The organism is Leptobacterium flavescens (genome assembly GCF_010671605.1).
In the GTDB taxonomy this organism is placed as follows: Bacteria; Bacteroidota; Bacteroidia; order Flavobacteriales; family Flavobacteriaceae; genus Leptobacterium; species Leptobacterium flavescens.
Genome location: NZ_JAABOO010000004.1, coordinates 285,565 through 311,883 on the forward strand (window position 1 = coordinate 285,565; position 26,319 = coordinate 311,883).

The following is a 26,319-nucleotide window of genomic DNA, read 5'->3' on the forward strand; positions in this document are numbered from 1 at the left end:
TGCTACTCTCAAAATTAACTGTACCTTTGCCGACTTAAAACGGAAATGCATGGACACTATTAAGAACATTGCCATTATTGCACACGTAGACCACGGTAAAACAACCCTGGTTGATAAGATACTGCACCATTGCGAATTGTTCAGGAATAACCAGGAAACCGGAGAACTCATCCTGGATAATAATGACCTGGAAAGAGAACGCGGGATCACTATCTTGTCTAAAAATGTTTCGGTGAACTATAAGGGCACTAAAATTAATATTATTGACACTCCCGGTCACGCCGATTTCGGTGGGGAAGTAGAACGTGTCCTTAATATGGCAGATGGGGTATTGCTGTTGGTTGATGCTTTTGAAGGCCCTATGCCGCAAACCCGTTTTGTATTGGGAAAAGCTATCTCTATGGGATTAAAGCCCATTGTGGTTGTTAACAAGGTAGATAAGGAAAACTGTACTCCTGAAGAAGTTCACGAAGCGGTTTTTGATCTGATGTTCGAATTAGGAGCTGAAGAGTGGCAGTTGGATTTCCCAGCGGTTTACGGTTCGGCCAAGCAGAACTGGATGTCCGAAGACTGGCAGAAGCCTACAGATTCTATCGAACCTTTATTAGATATGGTTGTAGAGCATATTCCTTCTCCTAAAATTGAGGAAGGATCTACACAAATGCTGATCACTTCTCTGGATTTCTCGTCCTTTACCGGACGTATTGCCATTGGAAGATTGCAAAGAGGTGTTTTGAAAACCGGAACCAATGTTTCCCTTGTTAAACGGGATGGAACCATTACAAAATCGAAGATCAAGGAACTGAATATATTTGACGGACTCGGAAGAAAGAAGGTAGATGAGGTAAAAGCAGGTGATATCTGTGCCGTTGTCGGACTGGAAGGTTTTGATATCGGAGATACGATCGCAGACTTCGAAAACCCGGAGGCACTGCCTACCATTGCCATAGATGAACCTACCATGAGTATGTTGTTCACCATAAACGATTCTCCTTTCTTTGGAAAGGATGGTAAGTACGTAACTTCACGTCATATCAAGGAACGCCTGGATCGAGAGTTGGAGAAGAACCTGGCTTTAAGAGTGGAGGAAACAGGAAGTTCGGATAAGTTTATGGTCTTCGGAAGAGGGGTATTGCACTTGTCGGTACTGATCGAAACCATGAGAAGAGAAGGCTACGAACTGCAGATCGGGCAACCTCAGGTAATTATCAAGGAAATAGATGGCGTAAAATGCGAACCTGTTGAGGAATTGACCATAGACCTTCCGGAAGATGTTAGCGGAAAAGCTGTGGAAATGGTTACTCAGCGTAAAGGTGAGATGCTGAGCATGGAACCTAAGGGAGAGCGTATGCTGATGAAATTCAATGTTCCTTCCCGTGGAATTATCGGTCTTAGAAATCAGTTGTTAACTGCTACTGCGGGAGAGGCGATAATGAATCACAGATTTATAGAGTTCCAGCCGTTTAAAGGAGAAATTGCAGGAAGGATTGCCGGTTCTCTGATCTCTATGGAAAAAGGAACAGCCATTCCGTATTCCCTGGATAAACTACAGGAGAGAGGGAAATTCTTTGTTTTCCCCGGAGAGGAAATATACACCGGACAGGTAATCGGTGAGAACAGCCGCCCGGATGATATGGTGGTAAATGTTACCAAAACCAAAAAATTGTCCAATGTACGTTCGGCAGGTGCTGATGATAAAGTGAAACTGGCTCCGCCGATCAAATTCTCACTGGAAGAAGCCCTGGAATATATCCAGAAAGACGAATATGTAGAAGTAACCCCTAAATTCCTGCGTTTGCGTAAGATCTACCTCGATGAGAACGAGCGTAAGCGAATGGAAAAACAAATGGGATAAAACAATAATAACACAAATAGAGAACGGGCGATATTTATCGCCCGTTTTTATTTTGTCTGTGGTCTTAACTTAATTACTTTGTTGTTTGGCAAGTTTTACCGGAACCGGTTTTTTACCGTATTCATAGAGATTTCCGTCCAGTAATTTTCCCTCTTTTGTTTGCAGTTCCAGGGTACCGGAAGAATTCTTCTTTTTGTTGAATACATTGCTGAAACTCTCTATCTGCACATCGAATTTCAATAGGTTGTGATCTACATAACCTCCGTTACCCGTTAACTGTCCGACGAGTGTACCTTCGGAAAGGTAGTCGATACGTATGGACCCGTCTTTGGAGTTCATACTGATAAAAGCATCACCAACCCCCTTGTTATTGATATAGAATTTATAATCGCCCGAAGTATTTGCCGGGATCAGGATATCGTTGTAAAAACTGTAAGTAGACTGGATCCGTTCTGCAAGCTCTGCTTTTACAGGCTCGTAGTCAGGAAGCTTATTAATACAGAAAACAGCGGTATCTATGAGTTTGTTCCCGTTTTCCTTATTCTTTAAATGCGTGTATTCGTCAATGGCCCAGGATTCATAAAGATTGATCAGATTAATATACCTCTCATTACCTGTGGGAGCAGCTTTGGCAATATCGATATCCTGTTGATGGTATTTCCGGCTCAGGTCCGGACTAAAATGATCGGAAGAGGGAATGACGTGTATATTGGCCAGCGACCGGAAAGAATAGGCCAGGGTAATACTGTCTTTAGCTTTACCGATAACATATTCCAGGATCTTTTTTGCTTCCCCCGGCTCTCCTGTCATATCCAGGTGACGGGCATAATTCATAAGCAGGTTAGGGTCGAAAGCATCCAGATCTTCCTCTGTAAATTTGGTTTTGATCCCGTCTATGAGACTGGATGACTTTGTTTTGTACAAAAGAGAAGCGTTCTGCTTGGTAGCCAGGTCGGCAGCCGAACTGGAAGATACCTGCAGGTACTGGGCTTCTTCCTGGATCATCTCTTCAATGGCATTCCTGATAGATGCCAGGCGAACCCTTTCGTCTTCGATGATCTTTTGTTTTTCTTCCGTCTCTTTAATGAATTTATTTTTTGAAGAAATAACATTAAGAGACACAATGCATCCAATTAAAAGAAGTCCGATAATTGAACCGTAAATGATCCTTTCCTTTTTGATCCTGGATTTTAACTGCTGCTCCGGCTTTTCCGTTTGTTTTACCTCTTCAGCAGGAATTTCTTCTTTGGCCATATTTAATAGACTTTCTAATCGATTTCACTAACGCTAAGATAGGAAAATCATTGTCGTGAGATCTAATCTTTTATTGCAAGTTCAACTTTTAATTGTGCTTGCTCCGGGAATCTTCAGTTTATTCAATTTTTAACCGTATCATTGCACAAAATTTTACAATATGGAATTTCTGGGAATTTCTTTGACGGAATGGGCAGGCTATGCAGCTTCTGCAGGGGTTTTGATCTCATTCTTAATGAAAGATCTGCGAACCTTGAGGATCGTAAACTCTGTTGGATGTATGTTTTTTGTGATCTACGGTTTAATGCTGAATTCCATCCCCGTAATAATTACCAACCTGGCCATAATCGGAATTAATTTCTATTATCTTTTCTATAAAAGACAACAAGCTACCGGTTAGACACTTTTCTGAACCACTTCAAAAACTTTACTTCCGTCGCATTTCAGGGTTTTGGAAGGGAATTTTAAAAGAAGTGCATAATCGTGAGTCGCCATCAGGATGGTCTTTCCCGCTTTATTGATCTCAAGAAGTACATTCATTACCTCTACACTGGTCTGAGGGTCCAGATTTCCGGTAGGTTCATCTGCCAGGATAAGTTCAGGATCATTCAGCAAAGCCCTCGCAATGGCAATCCGCTGTTGTTCCCCTCCCGATAGCTGATGCGGGAACTTAAAACCTTTTGTTTTCATTCCTACTTTTCCGAGTACCTCTTCTATTTTAATATCCATTTTTTCCTTTTCGGTCCACCCGGTGGCTTTCAGGACAAAGAGCATATTGTCATTTACCGTACGGTCCGGTAACAGTTTAAAATCCTGAAAAACGATCCCCAGTTTTCTTCTCAGAAATGGGATCTCCCTTTCTTTCAGGGCTCGCAGGTCGAAATCTACAATGCTTCCCGATCCCTGGGTAAGAGGCAGATCGCCGTAAAGGGTTTTCATAAAACTACTTTTCCCGCTACCCGTTTTTCCGATCAGATATACAAATTCCCCTCTGTTTACCTTGAGGTTGATCTCACTGAGGACAAGATTTTCTTTCTGATAAATGGCAACGTCTCTAAGTTCTAAAACGGTTGTGTTCATGTATAAAAAATAATGATAAAGGTACTAACTAAAAACAGGAATCTAAAAATATGATTATTTAAGTTATCAATCATTTTTCCAATTCATATAATTAACGCCAAAAAGCTTCGTTATTACTGTATCGGTTAATTAATTTGAAGTTCAAACAATCTAATTATCATGCGTAATTTTTTTAAGATCAGCCTTGTTGCAGGCTTATGTTTCTCATTTTCAGTGACTGCGCAGGAATCAAGGATCTACACCCATGCCAATAAAGACTATCAGGAGGCTCTCAACCTCTATAACAACAAACAATATCAGGCCGCACAAAGTGTTTTTTCCAAGGTAAAAGAGCAAACCTCCGATTATGAAACGGAAGCAAATTGCGCTTATTATATTGCCAATGCAGCTATTCGCCTTAATCAGTTAGGGGCAGATAAACTGATGGAGGATTTTGTCGAGTACTATCCCACGAGTACCAGGAGGAATTCGGCATTTATAGATGTAGCCGATTATTATTTCGAACACGGAAAATACGCCTATGCCCTGAAATGGTACGATAAGGTGGAGGACCAGAATATGAGCAACAGGGAAAGAGAAGGCTTTAATTTTAAAAAGGGATACGCCCTCTTTACCGCCCGGAAATACAAAGATGCCGAAAGGTACTTTAACCAGGTGGAGACTTCTCAGGAATACGGTTCCCAGGCTAAGTACTATATCGGATATATGGCCTATCAGAGAGATAATTACGACAGGGCCAGTGCCTATTTCGACAAGATATCCAATGAAGAAGAGTTTAATGAAAAACTGTCCTACTATCAGGCAGATCTGAATTTTAAACTGGGGAATTTCCAGAAGGCCATAGACCTGGCCAAGGCTCAGTTACCGAAATCGGACAGGAAGGAGATCTCAGAACTCAACAAGATCATAGGTGAAAGTTATTTCAATCTAAAGGAATACGAAGCTGCCATTCCTTACCTCAGAAAATATAAAGGAAAAAGGGGCAGGTGGAACAATACCGATTTTTATCAGTTGGGTTACGCTTATTACAAGCAAAAGGATTATGAAAATGCGATCGGGCAGTTTAATAAGATTGTGGGCGGAAAGAACAAAGTTGCACAGAATGCCTATTATCATCTGGCCGAATGTTATTTGAACACAGATAAAAAACAGCAAGCGCTGAATGCATTCAGAAATGCTTCTCAGATGAATTTTGATGAGCAGATCCAGAAGGATGCATGGCTTAATTATGCGCGTTTGAGCTATGATATCGGAAACCCCTATCAGAGTGTTCCGGAAGTACTTACTTCCTATCTGGAAAAATATCCGGATTCCGGGTATAAGGCAGAGATCGAAGAACTGCTGGTAGATTCCTATATCACTTCCAAGAACTATGAGGCGGCACTGGAAGTTCTCGATAAGAACAAGAGTTTTACAAGTAAGGAAGCTTACCAGAAAGTAGCTTTTTACCGAGGTTTGGAATTATATACCGAAGGTGATTATCAGGAAGCAGTGGAATTCCTGGATAAATCCCTTAAAGAGCCTCAGGAACCTACCTATACCGCAAGGGCGATCTACTGGAAGGCAGAATCGGATTATCTGCTGAATAATTTTGATGAGGCCCTTATTGGCTATAAGCAATTCGCACAAAACAGCGTGGCACAGGAAACGGATGAGTATCAAACTCTTAACTATAACCTGGCCTATACTTATTTTAAACAAAAGGATTATCCTCAGGCAATTGAATATTTCACCAGTTACATAAATAAGAGTAAGGACGATGAGGTGAGGTTGAATGACAGTTACCTCAGACTCGGAGACAGTCATTTTGTATCTGCAAAATACTGGCCTGCCATAGAAGCTTATAACAAATCTATTGCCCTTAACGGAAATGATGTGGATTACGCGAGTTTCCAGAAGGCTATCAGTTATGGCTTCGTAAACAGGAACGAACGTAAAATAGAAGAGCTCAATAAATTTATCAGTGCACACAGGAGATCTCCTCTGAGAGATGATGCCATGTATGAACTTGGGAACTCCTATGTAAATGATAATCGTACAGCCGAAGGTCTGGATGCCTACGATCAGCTGATCAGCAATTACCGCAGGAGCTCTTATGTGTCGAAAGCTCTTCTAAAGCAGGGATTGATACATTACAATGCCGGAAGCAACAACCTGGCACTTGCAAAGTTTAAAACGGTGGTTCGCGATTTTCCGAATACGCAAGAAGCATTGCAGGCAGTATCTACGGCAAAACTTATTTATGTAGATACCGGTAGGGTTGACGAATATGCAGCCTGGGTAAAAGACCTGGATTTTGTAGATGTTTCCGATGCCGAACTCGATAACGATTCTTTCGAATCTGCGGAAAGACAGTACGCTCAGAATAAAACGGATGCGGCCATCAGGGCTTTTGAAAGCTATTTAAAGCAGTTCCCTAACGGGCTTCACGCACTAAAAGCACATTTTTACCTGGCTCAAAGCTATTTCTCCAAGGATCAAAAGGAAAATTCTCTTGATCACTATATCTATGTAACATCCAAAGAAAGAAATGAATATACGGAGCAGGCTTTGGTACGCTTAAGTGAGATCTATCTCGGGCAGAAGAGTTACAGGAATGCCATTACGGTTCTGAAGAGACTGGAGCAGGAAGCCGATTTCCCTCAGAATATCACTTTTGCACAATCCAATATTATGAAAGCGAGTTATGAACTTCGTAACTATCCGGAAACGGTTACCTATGCGGAGAAAGTTCTTGGAACCGCTAAAATTGATAACAGGATCAAGAGTGATGCTCAGGTTATGATTGCCAGGTCTGCCATTCAGACCGGCGATGAGGACAGGGCCAAGGCGGCTTATGCCGAAGTACGAAAAATAGCTACCGGTTCCCTGGCAGCAGAAGCACTTTATTACGATGCCTATTTTAAGAATAAGGAAGGTGATCATGAAGGGTCTAATGCTTCCGTACAGAAACTGGCAAACGATTATTCCGCTTATAAGGAATTCGGTGCTAAAGGCCTTATCATTATGGCAAAGAATTTCTATGCCCTGGACGATGCTTTTCAGGCCACCTATATCCTCGAAAACGTTACTCAGAACTTTACGGATTACCCGGAGATCGTAGAAGAAGCTAAAAAAGAACTCAATACCATAAAAACTGAGGAGTCAAAACGAAATTCTTCCGTTGACCCCGATAATAACAATTAAAACATCCTAACGATATATTTGAGAATGAACAGACAGAATAATAAACACATGTACAGACGGTTTGGACAGATCATTTTCTTTGTGCTTATTCCCCTGACATCGGTATGGGCACAGGATAAAAAGGAAGATGAGAAAAAAAATATCGGGACCGAGGTAGTGAATGTGGTAAAATCCTATACCCCGACTATTTCAGATGCTTTTAAAGTAAAGCAGACCCCGAAGTTGAACGACTCGGTTACTACTCGTAAGAAGAAGGTAAAATACAGCATTTTCTCTGTTCCCGTAGCATCTACTTTTGTTCCGGCCAAGGGGAAAGCCACCGGAGTGAAAAAAGCCAAGAGAGAGGTTCTTTACGACAGTTATGTGTCGGTTGGCCTGGGGAATTTTACCAATGCTCTCGTAGATTTCTATACCAGCAGGGCGTTGAACAGGGATGAAACCCTGGATATTTCTTTTAATCACCATTCATCTCAGGGTGGGATAGACGGAGTGGTCCTCGACGATAACTTTTTTAATACCCGCCTGGAAGGAGCTTATAAGAAAAGAACAAGAGACCTGAACTGGGGACTGGAAGGAGGAGCACAGCACCAGGCATATAACTGGTATGGCCTTCCGGAGCAGATTACCTTCGATCAGCCTACGCTGGATGGCATAGATGAAAAACAATCTTACCTGACAGGCTTTGTAAAAGCCGATCTGGAGATCAAGGATTCCTATTTTAAGAATGGAGAAGCCTTAATACGTGGTTTTTTTGATGGTGAGAGCAGCAGTGAGTTCAGAGCATATATAAAACCTACTTTCGAAATTCCGATAGCAGATGAGCTGATCACCACCAACTTTGCGATAGATTATCTTAAGGGAGGTTTCGACCGAAGCTTTTTCAATGCCGATCAGGAACTCAATTACAGTTCTCTTATTCTTGGGGTAACCCCCAATCTGGTAATACTCAGAGATGACCTGACTGTAAACCTGGGAGCGACGATCGTCTACGCTCTGGATCCGGAGAATAGCGATAATGATTTCTTTATCTATCCGAATGTTACGGCTTCGTACAGGCTGGTAGATGAATATGTGATCGCCTACGGAGGGATTGAAGGAAAACTGGTGCAGAATACTTATCACGGTTTTGTAGAGGACAATCAGTTTGTATCTCCCACACTAAACGTTACGCCTACAGATCAGCAGTACGATGCTTATGTGGGGGTAAAAGGACGATTGCATTCCAATGTGGGTTATAATCTCCGCGGATCCTTTAAAGCAGAGAATAACAAAGCCTTGTACAGGTTAAATCCGGTAAATTTCTTTAGCGATCCTCAAAGCGGTTTCGCCTATGGAAATTCATTCGATATCGTTTATGATGATGTAAAGACAATCTCTGTTTTCGGGGAGTTGAATATTAACGTAAACAGGAATTTTACACTGGGGATCAATGCAGAAGTTTTTGAATATACTTCAGATGATGAGCAGGAAGCCTGGAATTTACCAACCATTAAAGGTTCTCTTTTCGGGGATTATCAGATAGATGAGCACTGGTTCCTTGGGGCAAATATCTTTTATGTAGGAGAAAGGGAAGATCTGTTTACTCCGGATAATCTGGGGGATCCTCTTGCAGTGGTACCTACCCAGCAAGTTACCCTTGACAGTTATTTTGATGTAAATGCACATGCCGGTTACCGCTTCGGCGATCAGTTAACAGCCTTTGTAAAAGCAAATAACATTAGCGGAAATGAATACGCGCGATGGGCAAACTACAGAGTACAGGGCTTCCAGGTACTTGCAGGAGCTACCTATAAATTTGATTTCTAAAAATATTTAAAATACCACATCAATTTCGAATGGTCGAAATCGGAAAGCATCTGGCCCAGTGTCAGGTGCTTTTTGTTTTAGAATACACATAAACTCCTAAATCTGTGCGGGAAGAAATACCGAGAAAGCTTATTTTTACGGAAACATTAACTGGAATAATATTATTAGCTAATCAAAAAATCTTGAAAAATGAAGAGATATATTCTTTTGTTATCCGTTTTGATTTTTTCCTGTAACACCAAACAGGAAGCGGATATGATCGTGATCAACGCAAATGCATATACCGTCGATGCCGATTTCGGTAAAGCGGAAGCGTTTGCTATAAAAGACGGAAAGTTCCTGAAAATAGGAACTACCCAGGAGATCGTGGACAATTACACTGCAGCCGAAGTGATTGATGTTGATGGAAAGACAGTTGTCCCCGGACTTATCGATGCACACTGTCATTTTTACGGCCTTGGCCTCAATATGCAGGTAGTGGATCTGATGGGAACGACAAGTTATGATGATGTACTGGAGAAAGTAGTAGCTTTTCAGGAGGAAAAGCAAGCGCCTTTTATCACCGGAAGAGGATGGGATCAGAACGATTGGGAAGTAAAGGAATTCCCCACCAAAGACCGATTGGACGAATTATTCCCTGATACACCCGTTGCCCTGAAGAGGGTAGATGGTCATGCTTACCTGGTAAACCAGAAGGCCCTGGATATGGCAGGAATAACCGCAGCTACCAAAATAGCCGGGGGAGAAGTGGAACTTAAGGACGGAAAACCAACCGGGATCCTGATAGATAACCCTATGCGCCTTGTAGATGCTGTGATCCCTGCACCCGATATGCAAACCAGTATTCAGGCGCTGATGGATGCTCAGAAGACCTGTTTTGACTATGGTTTAACTACGGTTAACGATGCAGGTCTTAACAAATCGACCATCGAACTGATAGACAGCCTTCAGAATGCGGGAGACCTTAAAATGAGGGTTTATGCAATGATCAGTAACAACAAGGAAAACCTGGATTATTATCTGAAAGAAGGGGTGATCAAAACAGAAAAACTCAATGTGCGATCCGTAAAAGTATACGGAGACGGAGCTTTAGGATCCAGGGGAGCGGCTCTAAAAGAACCGTATTCCGATAAGGAAGGACATTTCGGAGCGCTGGTAACTTCAGTTGCCGATGTACAGGCGCTGGCCGAAAGAATAGCAGCATCCGATTACCAGATGAATACACATGCTATCGGGGACTCTGCAAATGCCGTGATCCTCAGAACCTATATGGAAGTATTAAAAGATAAAGGAGACAGACGCTGGAAGATAGAACATGCACAGGTAGTTGATCTCGACGATTTTGATGCATTTTCAAATGGGATCATTCCCTCCGTACAGCCAACACATGCCACCAGCGATATGTACTGGGCAGAAGACAGGGTAGGACCGGACAGGATAAAAGGGGCCTACGCTTTTAAAAAGCTTTTGAATAAAGCCGGAACCGTGGCTCTGGGAACAGATTTCCCCGTAGAAAGAGTGAGCCCGTTCTTAACTTTCTATGCAGCAGTGGCCAGACAAGACCTGGAGAATTACCCGGAAGGAGGTTTTTTACCGGAAGAAGCACTTAGCAGGGAAGAAACCCTAAAAGGAATGACTATCTGGGCAGCATATTCCAATTTTGAAGAAGATGAGAAAGGAAGTATTGAAGAAGGAAAGTTTGCAGATTTTATCGTTCTGGACAGAGATATTATGACGGTTCCTGTAAACGAGATCCCTGAGGTAGAGGTAAAAGAGACCTTTATTGGAGGGGTTAAAGTAAAGTAATCAGAGAAACAATAAATAAAAAAAAGCCCTGACAATTATTGTCAGGGCTTTTTTTGTTAGAATTATTAAAATAATAATTTCTTACATCTTAATTGGGATTGCTACTCTTGTTTTGTCCCATCCTAAAACCAGGTTTACACCTCCACCGGCAGGTGCATAGGCAATAGAAAATGCTTCCAGAGACTCATCTCCAGAAGAAGCAGGAACAGTAAATTTAGCAACGTCCTTAGACGCATCATGCTGATAAGCTCCCCATACGTTTAGGTTGGTGTTCAGAATAACTGTCCACTCTTTTTCACCGGGAATAGTATGTAAAACATAAGTTCCGGCTTTTAATTTTTTTCCTCCTACAGTAGCATCTTTGTAAAAAGTAACTTCTGTAGCTTCATTGGCTCCTGTTCTCCAGATCTTTCCGTAAGGTGCAAGCTCGCTTCCAAGCTTTCTTCCTTTTAACATTGGTCTTCCGTAAACAGTTTTGATTAGTGCTGGTGCACCTCGTTCTGTTCTGTAAATGGCAATATCAGCAGGACTCTTATCCAGTGCAGGGAATTTTTGTGCTGAGATTTCGTTTGAAAAAGTAAATGCCGCTACGAACATTAATAGTGTGATGATTCTTTTCATTTTTGTTAAAATTTTGAACTGTAAAGCTATAAAATGATGTTCTTATGCTTTTGTTAAAATTTAACAATTAACTGTTAAAGTAATGCTCTCACTTACAAATCGTCGTTTAATCCTTAACGATGATATTTTACGAGTTTCTATTCGATATTAAAATATGATTTTATATTACTATTTAAAACTATAATTGCATATTATGTTTTTAAATTAATACATATAATTAATATTTGCTTCGTATTTGAAAAACTAAATTTTAATTATGTGTGGAATTGTTTGTGCTTTCGATTTAAAACAGAAGGGAGAGGTCCTGAGGCCTCAATTATTGGAAATGGCTAAAAAGATCCGGCACAGAGGACCTGATTGGAGCGGAATATTCAGCGAGAAGAATGCCATTCTCGCCCATGAAAGATTGGCTATTGTAGATCCTGCTTCAGGAAAACAGCCTCTGCTGAGTGCCGATGGAAAACTGGTACTTGCCGCTAATGGAGAGATATATAATCACCGCAATATCAGGAAGCAATTCGATGGGGAGTACGACTTCCTCACTCACTCAGACTGTGAAGTGATCCTCGCTTTATACAGAGAAAAAGGAATAGATTTTATAGATGAGCTTAATGGTATTTTTGGCTTTGCCCTTTACGACGTGGAAAAAGATGAATACCTGATAGCCAGGGATCATATGGGGATCATTCCCTTATATATTGGCTGGGATAAGTTCGGGACTTTCTACGTGGCTTCGGAATTAAAAGCCCTGGAAGGTGTATGTAATAAAATAGAAGTTTTTCCTCCCGGACATTACCTGTCCAGCAAGTACGGAGAGCTAAAAAGATGGTACAGGAGAGATTGGATGGAATACGAAACGGTTAAGGAAGCAGAGACGCAGGTAGAAGCGCTGAGAGAAGCCCTGGAGGCTGCAGTTCACAGACAACTGATGAGTGATGTTCCCTACGGAGTGTTACTTTCCGGCGGACTGGATTCTTCTATCACATCTGCGGTGGCGAAGAAGTACGCTCAGAAAAGAATAGAGACCGACGATCAGGCAGAAGCCTGGTGGCCGCAACTGCATTCATTCTCTATAGGCCTGGAGGGCTCACCCGACCTGGAAGCTGCCAGGAAAGTAGCCGATCATATCGGGACGGTACATCATGAGGTTACTTTTACTATCCAGGAAGGTCTGGATGCCATAAAAGATGTGATCTATCACCTGGAAACCTACGATATCACTACCATCCGTGCATCTACACCTATGTATCTGATGGCAAGAGTGATCAAGTCTATGGGGATAAAGATGGTGCTTTCGGGAGAAGGAGCCGATGAGATCTTCGGGGGCTACCTGTACTTTCACAAGGCACCCAGTGCTGAAGAATTTCACAAGGAAACCGTAAGGAAACTGGATAAATTATATCAGTATGACTGCCTCAGGGCTAACAAATCACTGGCTGCCTGGGGTATTGAAGGAAGAGTGCCTTTTTTAGATAAGGAGTTTATGGATGTGGCGATGCGCATCAACCCACAGGACAAAATGATCAACGGCGAGCGTATGGAAAAATGGGTGCTTCGAAAGGCTTTTGAGTCTTATTTGCCAGAAAGTGTTGCCTGGAGGCAGAAAGAACAGTTCAGTGACGGGGTTGGATATAACTGGATAGATACCCTGAAAGATGTGGTGGAGATCGAAGTAAGCGATGAACAAATGCGTAATGCAGCCTATCGTTTTCCGTTGCAGACCCCTAAAACAAAAGAAGAATATTATTACCGTTCTGTTTTTGAAGAACATTTCCCTTCGGATGCGGCTGCTTTAACGGTGCCTTCGGTAGCCTCCGTGGCCTGTAGTACACCTGTAGCCCTGGAGTGGGATGAATCCTTTAAAAACATGAATGAACCTTCCGGAAGAGCGATCTCAAAAGTGCATGTCGATGCCTATTAATACGTGCTTCGTATCCGGAAGAAAAATAAAGATCAGCTATAGTGAAATTCGTCCTTTTTGGATGCAAAAAATATGAGAAAAGTGTGATTTATTTTTAGCTAATTGCTTTGATCTTAGAGCGTTGCCTTCGGCAGCGCTTTTTTTTGCTGTTTTTTAACAAAATTTGTTAATAACTTAACAGCTTCAATGCCTGCTGAGCACCTGATTTTATTATGGGTTTGTTATATTTGTCTGTTTACTGAATATTAAATTACAACCTACGATTTATGAGTGAAGAATTGAATAAAAATAACTACTCGGCAGATAGTATCCAGGCACTGGAAGGAATGGAGCACGTGCGTATGCGTCCGTCGATGTACATTGGAGATGTTGGTGTAAGAGGATTGCACCACCTGGTGTATGAAGTAGTGGATAATTCTATTGATGAAGCCCTTGCAGGACATTGTGATACCATTGAAGTGATCATTAACGAGGATAACTCCATTAGCGTACAGGATAATGGTAGAGGGATCCCGGTTGGTATTCACAAGAAAGAAGGGGTTTCAGCTCTTGAAGTAGTAATGACAAAGATCGGTGCGGGAGGAAAGTTCGATAAGGATTCCTATAAGGTTTCCGGAGGTCTGCACGGAGTTGGTGTTTCCTGTGTAAACGCACTTTCAGATCATCTGCATGCCATTGTGCATAAAGACGGTAAAGTGTGGGAGCAGGAATATGAGAGAGGAAAACCTCTTTATCCGGTAAAATCTACAGGTGATACCGATTTTAACGGGACGATCGTACATTTTAAACCGGATCCTACCATCTTCCAGTTAACTCTGGAGTACAACTACGATACCCTGGCAGGACGTATGAGGGAGCTTTCATTCCTGAATAAGGGAATAACGATCTCTCTTACCGATAAACGCCATAAGAAAGAAGACGGAGAATATGAAGGAGAGACTTTCCATTCCAAAGAAGGTCTGAAAGAGTTTATCCGTTACCTGGATGGTAACAGAGAGCCGCTTATTGCCGATGTGATATCCATGGAAGGAGAGAAGAACGATATACCGGTAGAGGTTGCCATGGTATACAATACTTCATTTAATGAAAACCTTCACTCCTATGTGAATAATATTAATACACACGAAGGAGGTACTCACCTTTCCGGTTTCAGGAGAGGATTGACCACTACCTTAAAGAAATATGCAGATGCTTCCGGCTTACTGGATAAATTAAAGTTTGAGATCTCCGGAGATGATTTCCGCGAAGGTCTGACGGCTATTGTTTCCGTAAAGGTTGCGGAACCTCAGTTCGAGGGGCAGACCAAAACCAAGTTGGGGAACAGGGAGGTTACTTCTGCTGTATCTCAGTCGGTATCGGAAATGCTGGAAAACTATCTGGAGGAGCATCCTAACGATGCCAAGACCATAGTGCAGAAAGTGATCCTGGCAGCACAGGCACGTCATGCGGCCCGTAAAGCAAGGGAAATGGTACAGCGTAAGACCGTAATGAGCGGTGGCGGGCTTCCCGGAAAATTATCCGATTGTTCGGAGCAGGATCCTGAAAAATGTGAAGTATTCCTTGTCGAGGGAGACTCGGCGGGTGGAACGGCCAAACAGGGACGTGATCGTAACTTCCAGGCCATCCTTCCTTTGAGGGGTAAGATCCTTAATGTGGAGAAAGCCATGCAGCACAAGGTCTTCGAAAATGAAGAGATCAGAAATATTTTTACGGCTCTGGGGGTAACCATAGGAACCGAAGAGGACAGTAAAGCACTGAACCTGGAAAAGCTGAGATATCACAAAGTAGTGATCATGTGTGATGCCGACGTCGATGGATCTCACATTTCTACCCTGATCCTTACCTTCTTCTTCAGGTATATGAAAGACCTTATAGAGAACGGTTATGTGTACATTGCTACTCCACCTTTATACCTTGTTAAAAAAGGAAGTAAGAAGGAGTACGCATGGAACGATAAAGAACGGGATATTTTACAGGAATCCTTCGGAAGCGGTGCAGCAGTGCAGCGTTACAAGGGTCTTGGAGAGATGAACGCCGAACAGCTGTGGGAAACAACCATGAACCCTGAAAACAGGACCCTTCGTCAGGTAACTATCGATAACGGTAGTGAGGCAGACAGAGTGTTCTCTATGTTAATGGGGGATGAGGTTCCACCACGTAGGGAATTCATCGAGAAAAATGCAGTTTATGCGAATATAGATGCATAGAATATATTGTTAAGATTGGAAAAAGCCCTGGCGATCGTCGTCAGGGTTTTTTATTTGCCGGTATATTAAAATAGCCGGAAATACTATAAACAGAACTTTTTCGTTTTACTTATTTGAGAATCATGATGGGTATTTAACCCGGTTTTGCTAATACTCTGACCATAAGGAGTAAATACATAAAACTGATGATTTTCTTTATTTTTTAACTAATTTGAAGCCCTCAAATCATTAGAAACTATGAAAAAACTACTGTTTATTGCTGTTTTTTTTCTGGGATGGCAATCCTATGCCCAGGAAAATATTGATGACCTTCTGGCGTCCGGAGTTAACGACGCAAGGCGTTTTACGCAATCTTATCTTGATCCTGCAACCGAAGGGATCGTTTACAATCTTAACAACGGATGGTTTAACAGCGGAAAGGCGAAAAAGCTTTTTGGCTTTGAGATCTCTATTGTAGCCAATGCATCTTTTGTAAAGGATGAGAACAAGTCCTTTGTTCTGGATGTGAACGACTACGAGAACCTGAGATTTCAGGACGGAAGTACTTCCCGAGAAGTGTCGACGGCTTTTGGTGATATAGAAGGTATTACCGTGGTTGCCGAAGGGCCATTACCGGGTGCTGTAGACGATGCGGTTTTTGAATTACCAACCGGACTCGGATCGGCAGATATTAATTTTGTTCCCAGTGCCTTTATTCAGGGAAGTATAGGCCTGATAAAAGGAACAGAGTTAAAAGCTCGCTATTTTCCTAAAGTAGAGACCGACGATGTGAATGCAGGTTTGTTTGGTTTCGGGATACAGCATGAAATTACTTCCTGGTTGCCGGCAGATAAACTGTTTCCGGTAGCGATCTCCGGTCTGATAGCGTATACGAACCTGGATGGTACTTACGATTTTACCAGTACTAGTATTGTGAGCGGACAGGACCAGCGATTGGAAAATTCTACTTCTACCTGGTTGTTCCAGTTAATAGGATCTACAAAACTTCCTGTTTTTAATGTTTACGGAGGGATCGGATATATAAACGGTAAATCCGAAACCGACCTTAAAGGAACCTTTAATGTACAGTCGGGAGTTCTCGGAAACCAGACCCTGGTCGATCCTTTTTCCATAGAAAATAAGGTAACAGGAGTACGGGGAACTGTGGGAGTGCGATTAAAACTAGGTTTTTTCAGGATCAATGCAGACTATACATTGGCCGAATACGATAATGTTTCCTTGGCGTTGAGCTTTGGGTTTAGGTAATATTTGAATTTTTTTTAAGTATAGGGAAGCGGTTACGACTAATTCTTTAATTTTGTGGAATTCATTATCTAAACTAAAAAAAACATGAAAGTTACCGTTGTAGGCGCAGGTGCTGTTGGAGCAAGCTGTGCAGAATACATAGCAATTAAAAATTTTGCTTCTGAAGTAGTATTGTTGGATATCAAAGAAGGATATGCTGAAGGAAAAGCGATGGACCTGATGCAAACAGCTTCGCTTAACGGATTTGATACGAAAATAACAGGAACTACGAATGATTATACTAAAACTGCAAACAGTGATATCGTTGTGATCACTTCAGGAATTCCGCGTAAGCCGGGAATGACCAGAGAAGAATTGATCGGTATCAATGCGGGAATTGTAAAAACGGTTTCTTCCAGTTTGATCGAGCAGTCTCCGAATGCTATCATGATTGTCGTGAGTAATCCTATGGATACCATGACTTACCTGGTACACAAGACTACAGATCTTCCTAAAAACAGAATTATCGGAATGGGTGGTGCTTTAGACAGTGCCCGTTTTAAATACAGATTGGCAGAAGCTCTTGAAGCACCGATCTCAGATGTAGACGGAATGGTGATCGGAGGACATAGCGATAAAGGAATGGTTCCTCTAACCAGACTGGCGACAAGAAATAGCGTACCTGTTTCTGAATATATTTCTGAGGAAAGACTGGATCAGGTTAAAGAAGATACTAAAGTAGGAGGGGCTACCCTTACCAAATTGCTTGGTACTAGTGCCTGGTATGCACCGGGAGCTGCAGTGTCCGGATTGGTTCAGGCAATAGCTTGCGATCAGAAGAAGATATTCCCATGTTCGGCTCTGCTGGAAGGAGAATACGGATTAAATGATATTTCTATAGGAGTTCCGGTTGTTCTTGGAAGAAACGGAATAGAGAAAATTGTTGAGATTAACCTTAACGATGCCGAAAAAGCAAAAATCCAGGAAAGCGCCGAAGGGGTTAGAAAAACCAACGGACTTTTGAATTTGTAGTAGAATATTTACAAGCATAAAATAAAAGCAGCTCATTTGGGCTGCTTTTTTGTTGTGAAAAAAATAAGGCTCCAGGCTCTTAAAATTAGCAACAAACTTCTAAAATATATTGTTAAATCACTATGGAAATTATATATTTGCTCGTTTTTTAAATGAAATATTAAATACAAAAAGTAATGCAGAACAAGGGACTTATCAGGCTGTTTGCTATTTTATTCGGGATCGTTAGTATCTATCAGCTCTCGTTTACCTTTATTACAGGTAAAGTAGAGGATGAAGCAACAACGTTTGCCACTAACAAAATAGCTGAAACGGAGCCTAACTATGTTGAAAAGCGAGATGCAGAACAGGCCAGGTACCTGGATTCTATTGGTAGTCAGACGGTTTATGACTTGGGTTTTACAAGTTTTACCTATAATGAAGCCAAGGAAAAGGAATTAAACAAAGGTCTGGATCTCAAGGGGGGTATCAATGTGATCCTTCAGATTTCCGTAAAGGACATTTTAAAGGGATTGTCTAATAACTCCAAAGATCCTGTTTTCAACAGGGCACTTGCAGATGCCGATGAGGCTTCCAAGAGCAGTGATAAGATCTATCTTGATTTATTTTTTGATGCCTTCGACGCAATTAAAGGAGATACCAAACTGGCTTCTCCAGATATTTTTGCCAATAAGACATTAAGTGATGAGATCAATTTCCAAATGGCTGATGACCAGGTTCGTCCGGTGATCAGAAGAAAAATTGACGAATCTATTGTTTCTGCATTCGAAGTACTTAGAAAACGTATCGATAAGTTCGGGGTTACCCAGCCTAATATTCAGCGTTTAGGTACTTCCGGTCGTATTCTTGTAGAATTACCGGGAGCCAAAGATGTAAACAGGGTTAAAAAACTTTTACAGAGTACAGCTCAGTTAGAGTTCTGGGAAACATTTAAAGCTAACGAAGTAGCACCTTTCCTAATTGCTGCTAACGATGCTGTAAAAAGTATTGTGGAATCGGAAAAGGAAGAAACGCAGGAAGAAGCAACTTCCGAGATCGATTCACTTTTATCAGATATCAACCAGGATTCACTGGATGTAGCTAATCAGGTTAATCCGATTTTCGACCTTATCGTAGGCGGAGGGCAGACAGGTTCTCCTGTAATTGCCACTTTTGCGATCAAGGATACAGCTGCTATCAACTCTTACCTGAATAGCAGAGAAGCAAAACAGGTATTACCTTCAGAGCTTCAGTTTGCAAGATTCCTTTGGAGTAAAGTTGAAGGAGATGCACAGACAGTAGATCTTTACGCTATAAAATCTAACAGAGAAAAAGAAGCACCATTAAGTGGTAGTGTGGTAGTAGATGCCAGCCAGTCATACGATCAGTTCAACAAACCTTCTGTTTCCATGCAGATGAATGGTAAGGGAGCTAAGATCTGGGAGGAAATGACAGGAAAAGCATTCAGGGAGCAGGGAAATATCGCGATCGTTCTTGACGATATCGTTTATTCTGCACCCGGAGTATCCAGAGGAGCGATTGCCGGAGGAAACTCAGAAATATCAGGAGAGTTTACACTAAATGAAGCAAATGACCTTGCCAATGTATTAAGAGCTGGTAAATTACCTGCTTCTGCAGATATCATTCAGTCAGAAGTGGTAGGGCCTTCATTAGGGCAGGAAGCTATTAGCAGCGGTCTGACATCTTTCCTTATTGCAATGTCACTTGTACTTGTATGGATGATCTTCTATTACGGAAAAGCAGGTGGATTTGCAGATATCGCATTGATCTTCAATATTCTTTTGATCTTCGGGGTACTATCAGGTCTTGGAGCGGTACTTACCTTACCAGGTATTGCCGGTATCGTATTAACTATCGGTATGTCGGTGGATGCGAACGTACTGATCTTCGAACGAACGAAGGAAGAGCTCTCCAAGGGTAAAGGAATGAAACAGTCGGTTGCCGACGGATTCGGAAATGCATTGTCGTCTATCCTGGATGCCAACATTACTACCGGTTTAACGGCATTGATCCTGTTGGTATTCGGTACAGGACCTATTCAAGGTTTTGCAACTACCTTATTAATTGGTATCGGTACTTCCTTATTTACAGCAATATTCGTAACAAGATTACTAATAGAGTGGTATATCGGTAAAGGAAGAAATTTAGACTTTACTACACCTATCACCAAGAAATGGTTCACCAACCTTAATATCAGCTTCCTTTCAAAACGTAAGACAGCCTATGTTGTTTCTGCGGTATTGGTAGTGATCGGTTTAAGTTCTCTTTTCTTTATTAACGGACTTAACCAGGGTGTGGATTTCGTAGGAGGAAGATCGTACCAGGTGCGTTTTGAGAACGTAGTAACTCCGTCGGAGATCGAAACAGATCTTACGGAAATATTCGGAAGTGCCCAGGTAAAAACTTTCGGGGCTCCGAACCAGGTGAAGATCACCACAAAATACAAGGTAGATGTAGAAGGAGCTGAAGTAGATGAAGAAATACAAAGAAGCCTGTTGGACGGACTTAAAAAGCACCTTCCGCAGGAGATTACATATGATGAATTCGTAAACGGAAGTGGAGACAGAAAGATCGGAGTATTACAATCGATCAAAGTAGGACCTACGATTGCAGATGATATCAAAAAGAATGCGGTTTGGGCGATCCTCGGATCCCTGGCAGTAGTATTCCTTTATATCCTCTTGCGTTTCCGCAGATGGCAATTCTCACTTGGTGCGGTTGCAGCGGTATTCCACGATGTACTGATCGTATTGGGTATCTTCTCGCTTACCTGGAAGTTCATGCCGTTTAACATGGAGATCGATCAGGCATTTATTGCGGCCATCCTGACGGTAATCGGATACTCGCTGAATGATACGGTGGTAGTATTCGACAGGATCAGGGAGATTGTCGGTGATAAAGGATGGAAAGATGGTGAGAACATTAACCTGGCACTGAACAGTACCTTGGGAAGAACATTAAATACCTCTTTAACAACCTTAGTGGTGTTACTGGCAATATTCATCTTCGGTGGTGAATCGCTGAGAGGATTTATGTTTGCAATGATCATAGGTATCCTGGTAGGTACATATTCTTCATTGTTCATCGCAACTCCTGTAATGTTCGATACATTGAGGAAGAGCATGGGTAAAAAAGACAAAAAGAAATAAGCTATATAAAATAGTGTTCAAATATTAAAACACCCCTGACAGTCAATGTCGGGGGTGTTTTTTTATACCCGTATGGTAGCTGCGGAAAGATCCCGTCGATATATAAAAAAAACATCGGCGATATTGAAGATATATGTCGACGTTATTTAAAACATATATCCAGGTTGTTCAAAATGTATAACCAGGTTATTTAAAATATATAACCAGGTTGTTTAAAAATTATATCTATGGGATTTTTAAAAAGCATCGGAATTACAGGGCTTTTGAGAAAGTAAAATAGGAGATAGTTAATTTTCTATCCATTCTTTGGTGATCTTCCATAACGGATCCTCAAATTTAGATCGGAAAAAACCAAAATGGCGTACATCATCTATACCCATCTCTTCGGGTATCAGGTGCCTCCGGTCTATACGGGCATTCTCATATTTACCCGCCAGCCAGTCGGTGGCAGCTTTAGGTGCATAGATATCCCTGGGGAAGCCCAGGACAAGCAAAGGACACTCTATTTTGTCAAAAAAGGCCTTTTCTGTGTCTATATGGCCAAACATATACTCTTTGTGCCGGCCCCATTTTGCCCACTCATAGACCATCTTTTTAGGAAGGTTCTCAAATAAACCCAATTTCTTTGCAGGGAAATACCCGTACAAGGGAGTTAGTACCGGGATCATAGCGTTCCAGAACAACCACATCTTAGGATAATGCAGACCTTCATAATACCGCCAATAACCACTTTGAGGCGATACCATGACTATTTTATCCAGAAGATGATAAGACGGGTTAAAACCCAGTATTTGACCTCCTATACTGTGTGTAATAAGTGTTAGGGGAGTGGAGGGAGACCGTTCTTTGGCCATTTTTAATACACTGGCCTGATCGTTACTGCCCCATTGCTGTATGCTGAGGTCATTCTTTTTAAGATCCCTGATATCAGAAGAGGAGTTTCCTATTCCGTAGTAATCGAAAGTGTATACCCGATATTGATGATGACTCAGGAACTGAGCAAATTTGGCGTAATATTTTTGAAGTACCCCTGTAGCTGAAGAAATTACAATAATGCCTTTGGGTTCCTCTCCGGCAGGACCGAATGAGGAAACGTGAATCTCATGCCCCATAGGGGTTTTCAGGTAAAATTCTTCGGCATTAAAAGGCATTTTAGCTTCTTGTAAATTCTATAGAATCTCCCACCTGAATATTCCATTTTTTAATCAGGCCGGCATTCACTTCCAGTACGTACTGAGCAGGCTCGTTGGAAGGAAGCGAGTCTTCATTAAAAGGTTCTGCATTCTCAATAAAACTCACTACTTTGTTTGCAGAATTTATATAGATAATATCAAGTGGTAATACGGTATTCTTCATATAAAAGAAACGGGGTTGCTCGTCCTTAAAAATAAACAGCATCCCCTGGTTATCAGGCATGGATGTCCTGTGCATCAATCCTGTTTCCGTCTCATAGTCATTATCTGCTATCTCTATATCGAGTTGCTTGATAAGGGTTCCATCCGCCTTAAAGAGTTTTAGTTCCCCCTCTTTTTTAAAGCTGATCTCCCTGGGTTTGATATCGGTATTCTTATTATCCTTCTTACAGGAAACCATCAGTGCAGCTCCGGTAAAGACGATTAAAGCAATTTTTTTTAAACGATGCATGATCAGGCGGTCTTTTTTGAAGGTTTGAACATAAAATAAAAACCGGCTATGATAAATGGAATACTTAACCATTGCCCGGTCGATAAAAGATTGCCAAGCGAACTTTCAAAACCTCCCTGGCTTTCTTTGAGAAACTCTACAAAAAAGCGAACCGTCCACAACAGCACAAGGAAAAGCCCGAATAAAAAGAATGGCTGTTTTCTCTTTTCTGTCTTCCAGTATACATACCAGAGGATCAGGAAGACAAAAACATAGCCAAAGGCTTCATATAGCTGAGCCGGATGCCTGAAGGGTACCGCATTGAGTATATCTGCAAACTGAGGATCTTTGGCAATAAGATTATAGGCTTCCGAAGCTGTTTTGGCTCCGGTTTCCTGAATGGCCTGCCGTTCACTTATAGCGTCCTGTATAAAGCGCACTCCCAGCGGGAATGACTCATCCGTTACTTTTCCGTTTATTTCGGAGTTCATAAAATTCCCCAGTCTAACAAAAATAGCTCCCGAAGCAACCGCAATCACGATCCTGTCCAGGATCCAGGCCAGGGTTAGATCAGGGTACTTCTTTTTGTAATAATACATGGCTATCAGCACCCCAATGGCGGCTCCGTGACTTGCCAGCCCGGTAAAGCCGGTAAACTCAAATTTGGGAGAGAACCGGAAGGGGAGGAATATCTCCAGCAGATGTTTGCTGAAATAATCCCAGTCATAGAAAAAAACATGTCCCAGTCGTGCTCCAATCAAAATGGCGATCACCATATATACGAACAATGTATCCAGTTTTTCCAGGGGTTGTTTTTCTCTGTTGAATATTTTTTTGGTGAGATACCAGCCCAGTAAGAATGCAATAACAAACATCAGACTGTAATAACGAAGCTGAAAAGAACCTATCTCGAGCAATGCTTTGTCGGGGTTCCACGTAATACCTAATAGATACATTGATTTGTTTTAATGAATTTATTTAATCGTAAATATAGGGATTTGAATGCTAATAATAATTTAAAAAAACAAAATCGTCAGGGTACGGGATCGTAACCGCTTCCTCCCCAGGGATGACAACTGAAAATGCGCTTTACGGCAAGTTTTCCACCTTTAATAATACCGTGTTTTCTCAGTGCTTCCAGGGAATATTGAGAGCAGGTAGGGGAATAACGGCAGGTGGCCGGCGTTAAAGGCGATATTAACACTTGATACATCCTGATAAGCAGGACAAAAGGTGCTATGAGGATCTTTTTTATCATGTTTTTCAGCTAACGGAAAAGCTGGTTCCATCCTTCCCGTCCTTGAGCTGTATACCCATGGCCAGGAGTTCGTCCCTGATCTTGTCTGAAGTAGCAAAATCTTTGTTTGCTCTTGCTTCTGCCCTCAAACGGATAAGTAGTTCTACCACTCCGCTCAGTTTATCCGTATCGTCCTTATCAGCTACTGCATCTACCAATCCTAAAACCTCAAATACAAAAGCATTCATGGTCTCTTTAAGCGTATTGAGGTCTTCAGTAGTGATTGAAGCCTTCCCGTCTTTTATCTGATTGATCTGCTTTACAGCCTCAAACAATTGCGCTATCAGGATAGGGCTGTTAAAATCGTCATTCATGGCATTGTAGCAATCCTGCTTCCATTTGTTCACATCAAAATCGGAAGAACCGGAAGTTTCAAGCTGATCCAGGCAATTCATGGCCTCCATCAGTTTGTTGAAACCTTTTTCGGAAGCAAGTAATGCATCATTGCTAAAATCAAGGATACTCCTGTAATGCGCCTGAAGAATGAAGAAACGCACCACATTAGGCGCAAAGGCCTTACTGAGTATATCGTTGTTCCCGGAGAATATCTCATTCGGAAGAATGTTGTTCCCGGTAGATTTTGCCATCTTTTTACCGTTCAGGGTAAGCATATTGGCGTGCATCCAGTAATTTACCGGACTATGGCCATTGCAGGCTTCTGCCTGGGCAATTTCACATTCGTGGTGAGGGAACTTAAGGTCCATTCCACCTCCGTGAATATCGAACTGCTCTCCCAAGTATTTGGTGCTCATGGCAGTACATTCCAGGTGCCACCCCGGGAAACCGTCACTCCAGGGAGAAGGCCATCTCATAATGTGCTGAGGCTCGGCTCTTTTCCATAAAGCAAAATCCTGAGGGTTCCTTTTTTCTGTCTGCCCTGATAATTCTCTGGTATTGTGTATCAGGTCTTCTATGTTCCTTCCGCTCAGCTTTCCGTAATTATTGGTCTCATTAAACTTCAGGACATCAAAATATACGGAACCGTTCACTTCATAGGCCAGTCCTTTATCCATGATCTCTTTAATGATCTCTATCTGCTCTATAATGTGTCCGGTAGCGGTGGGTTCTATACTTGGAGGGAGGAAGTTGAATTTCTGAAGGATCGTATGAAAATCCACGGTATAACGTTGTACGACCTCCATCGGTTCTATCTGCTCCAGGCGTGCTTTTTTGGCGATCCTGTCTTCTCCTTCATCGGCATCGTTCTCAAGATGGCCTGCATCCGTAATATTACGAACATAGCGCACTTTGTAGCCAAGATGTTTCAGGTAGCGAAAAATAACATCAAAAGACATAAAGGTCCTTACATTACCCAAATGTACATTGCTGTAAACGGTAGGGCCACATACGTACATTCCGATATGGCCTTCGTTTATGGGTTTGAAAATATCTTTTTGTCCGGTAAGTGAGTTATAGATCTTTAATTCCTGGTCTTGGTACAGTTGCATTTTTCTGTTGCTGGTTTATTCGCGGATTGAACTACATATTTTCAGGGAGGGTTCCTCTAGAATTCCGTATCGAGCTTTATATAATCCAGAAGCTCTCTTCGCACGGCAGTTTCTTTGAACCTTCCACCAAATTCGGCAGTAACCGTACTACTTTCAATATCTCTGATCCCTCTGGAATTAACACATAGGTGTTTTGCATCGATCACACAAGCTACGTCTTTAGTTCCAAGTACTTTTTGTAGCTCCTGAACGATCTGCATGGTCATCCTTTCCTGAACCTGAGGTCTTTTGGCGAAATAATCAACAATTCTGTTCATCTTGGACAGTCCTACAACTTTTCCTTTGGAGATATAAGCAATATGTGCTTTTCCAACGATAGGCAGGAGGTGATGCTCACAGGTAGAATATACGGTGATATTCTTTTCTACCAACATTTCGCCGTATTTGTATTTATTTTCAAAAGTAGAAGCGCTCGGTTTTTTATCAGGACGAAGGCCTCCGAAGATCTCTTTTACGAACATTTTAGCAACCCTTCTCGGAGTTCCTCTTAAACTGTCGTCTGTAAGATCGAGTCCGAGAGTTTCCATGATGCTGTAAACATCCTGTTGGATACGCTCTATTTTTTCGTCATCAGATATTTCAAAGGCATCATCTCTGAGCGGGGTCTCCGCTGCAGAAGAAGCGTGATTATCGCCTATTTCTTCAAATTGCTCTTCTAATATTTTGTCTATTTTCATCTGTTTTTCTTTTTGAGTCGGATATTCGAAAGAACATTTCAAAATTCAGTCAAATAACACCATTTCACAGCAA

At 41.8% G+C, this 26,319-nt stretch carries 19 protein-coding genes; 10 read left to right on the forward strand and 9 right to left on the reverse strand.

The window, feature by feature from the left end; genetic code table 11:
* Window positions 1-49 precede the first annotated feature (49 nt).
* Complete coding sequence (typA, locus tag GWK08_RS17665) at window positions 50-1,855, forward strand: translational GTPase TypA (protein ID WP_163608575.1); 1,806 nt, start codon at window positions 50-52, stop codon at window positions 1,853-1,855.
* Window positions 1,856-1,924: 69 nt separating this feature from the next.
* On the opposite strand, the gene GWK08_RS17670 is transcribed toward typA, so the two are convergent.
* Window positions 1,925-3,109 (reverse strand): hypothetical protein, encoded by a 1,185-nt coding sequence (locus GWK08_RS17670; RefSeq protein ID WP_163608576.1) that lies wholly within the window; start codon window positions 3,107-3,109, stop codon window positions 1,925-1,927.
* 160 nt (window positions 3,110-3,269) lie between these two features.
* Between GWK08_RS17670 and GWK08_RS17675 the strand changes: the two genes are divergently transcribed.
* Window positions 3,270-3,509, forward strand: coding sequence for a PQ-loop repeat-containing protein (locus tag GWK08_RS17675; protein ID WP_163608577.1), 240 nt, complete (start codon window positions 3,270-3,272; stop codon window positions 3,507-3,509).
* Here GWK08_RS17675 and GWK08_RS17680 read toward each other — a convergent pair.
* A complete protein-coding gene (locus GWK08_RS17680; RefSeq protein WP_163608578.1) occupies window positions 3,506-4,189 on the reverse strand; it encodes a cell division ATP-binding protein FtsE in 684 nt (227 codons plus the stop codon). The two genes, GWK08_RS17675 and GWK08_RS17680, sit on opposite strands and share 4 nt — an antisense overlap.
* A gap of 159 nt (window positions 4,190-4,348) precedes the next feature.
* Between GWK08_RS17680 and GWK08_RS17685 the strand changes: the two genes are divergently transcribed.
* The 3 genes from GWK08_RS17685 to GWK08_RS17695 all read left to right on the forward strand — a co-directional run bounded on the left by GWK08_RS17685 (window position 4,349) and on the right by GWK08_RS17695 (window position 10,987).
* Window positions 4,349-7,375 carry a tetratricopeptide repeat protein gene (locus tag GWK08_RS17685; protein WP_163608579.1) on the forward strand — a complete coding sequence of 1,009 codons (3,027 nt, stop codon included), beginning with the start codon at window positions 4,349-4,351 and terminating at the stop codon, window positions 7,373-7,375.
* A 48-nt stretch (window positions 7,376-7,423) separates the two neighbouring features.
* Complete coding sequence (locus GWK08_RS17690) at window positions 7,424-9,181, forward strand: porin family protein (RefSeq protein ID WP_163608580.1); 1,758 nt, start codon at window positions 7,424-7,426, stop codon at window positions 9,179-9,181.
* 189 nt (window positions 9,182-9,370) lie between these two features.
* Window positions 9,371-10,987, forward strand: coding sequence for an amidohydrolase (locus tag GWK08_RS17695; protein WP_163608581.1), 1,617 nt, complete (start codon window positions 9,371-9,373; stop codon window positions 10,985-10,987).
* A gap of 81 nt (window positions 10,988-11,068) precedes the next feature.
* Here GWK08_RS17695 and GWK08_RS17700 read toward each other — a convergent pair whose 3' ends face one another.
* Window positions 11,069-11,608: a DUF2911 domain-containing protein gene (locus GWK08_RS17700; protein WP_163608582.1), complete on the reverse strand. Its 540-nt coding sequence runs from the start codon at window positions 11,606-11,608 to the stop codon at window positions 11,069-11,071.
* A 256-nt stretch (window positions 11,609-11,864) separates the two neighbouring features.
* Between GWK08_RS17700 and asnB the strand changes: the two genes are divergently transcribed.
* The 5 genes from asnB (at window position 11,865) to secDF (ending at window position 21,141) form a co-directional block, all read left to right on the forward strand.
* Window positions 11,865-13,529 carry an asparagine synthase B gene (gene asnB / locus GWK08_RS17705; RefSeq protein WP_163608583.1) on the forward strand — a complete coding sequence of 555 codons (1,665 nt, stop codon included), beginning with the start codon at window positions 11,865-11,867 and terminating at the stop codon, window positions 13,527-13,529.
* Between the two features lie 266 nt (window positions 13,530-13,795).
* On the forward strand, window positions 13,796-15,736 hold the full coding sequence (gene gyrB, locus GWK08_RS17710) for a DNA topoisomerase (ATP-hydrolyzing) subunit B (RefSeq protein ID WP_163608584.1): 1,941 nt from the start codon (window positions 13,796-13,798) through the stop codon (window positions 15,734-15,736).
* A gap of 237 nt (window positions 15,737-15,973) precedes the next feature.
* The gene (locus GWK08_RS17715; protein ID WP_163608585.1) at window positions 15,974-16,981 is read left to right on the forward strand and encodes a DUF6588 family protein; all 1,008 of its coding nucleotides are present in this window, start codon (window positions 15,974-15,976) and stop codon (window positions 16,979-16,981) included.
* A gap of 84 nt (window positions 16,982-17,065) precedes the next feature.
* A complete protein-coding gene (gene mdh / locus GWK08_RS17720) occupies window positions 17,066-17,992 on the forward strand; it encodes a malate dehydrogenase (RefSeq protein ID WP_163608586.1) in 927 nt (308 codons plus the stop codon).
* Between the two features lie 176 nt (window positions 17,993-18,168).
* Window positions 18,169-21,141 carry a protein translocase subunit SecDF gene (secDF, locus tag GWK08_RS17725; RefSeq protein WP_163608587.1) on the forward strand — a complete coding sequence of 991 codons (2,973 nt, stop codon included), beginning with the start codon at window positions 18,169-18,171 and terminating at the stop codon, window positions 21,139-21,141.
* A gap of 287 nt (window positions 21,142-21,428) precedes the next feature.
* Here the strand turns inward: secDF and GWK08_RS17730 are convergent, their stop codons facing one another.
* The 6 genes from GWK08_RS17730 to folE all read right to left on the reverse strand — a co-directional run bounded on the left by GWK08_RS17730 (window position 21,429) and on the right by folE (window position 26,246).
* Window positions 21,429-22,292, reverse strand: a complete 864-nt coding sequence (locus tag GWK08_RS17730; protein WP_163608588.1) for an alpha/beta hydrolase family protein — start codon at window positions 22,290-22,292, stop codon at window positions 21,429-21,431.
* 1 nt (window position 22,293) lies between these two features.
* On the reverse strand, window positions 22,294-22,785 hold the full coding sequence (locus GWK08_RS17735) for a DUF192 domain-containing protein (protein ID WP_163608589.1): 492 nt from the start codon (window positions 22,783-22,785) through the stop codon (window positions 22,294-22,296).
* Between the two features lie 2 nt (window positions 22,786-22,787).
* Complete coding sequence (lgt, locus tag GWK08_RS17740; RefSeq protein WP_163608590.1) at window positions 22,788-23,720, reverse strand: prolipoprotein diacylglyceryl transferase; 933 nt, start codon at window positions 23,718-23,720, stop codon at window positions 22,788-22,790.
* 77 nt (window positions 23,721-23,797) lie between these two features.
* Window positions 23,798-24,022 carry a membrane protein insertion efficiency factor YidD gene (yidD, locus tag GWK08_RS17745; protein WP_163608591.1) on the reverse strand — a complete coding sequence of 75 codons (225 nt, stop codon included), beginning with the start codon at window positions 24,020-24,022 and terminating at the stop codon, window positions 23,798-23,800.
* A 5-nt stretch (window positions 24,023-24,027) separates the two neighbouring features.
* Complete coding sequence (cysS, locus tag GWK08_RS17750) at window positions 24,028-25,509, reverse strand: cysteine--tRNA ligase (RefSeq protein WP_163608592.1); 1,482 nt, start codon at window positions 25,507-25,509, stop codon at window positions 24,028-24,030.
* Window positions 25,510-25,565: 56 nt separating this feature from the next.
* Window positions 25,566-26,246 carry a GTP cyclohydrolase I FolE gene (gene folE, locus GWK08_RS17755; protein ID WP_163608593.1) on the reverse strand — a complete coding sequence of 227 codons (681 nt, stop codon included), beginning with the start codon at window positions 26,244-26,246 and terminating at the stop codon, window positions 25,566-25,568.
* Window positions 26,247-26,319 lie beyond the last annotated feature (73 nt).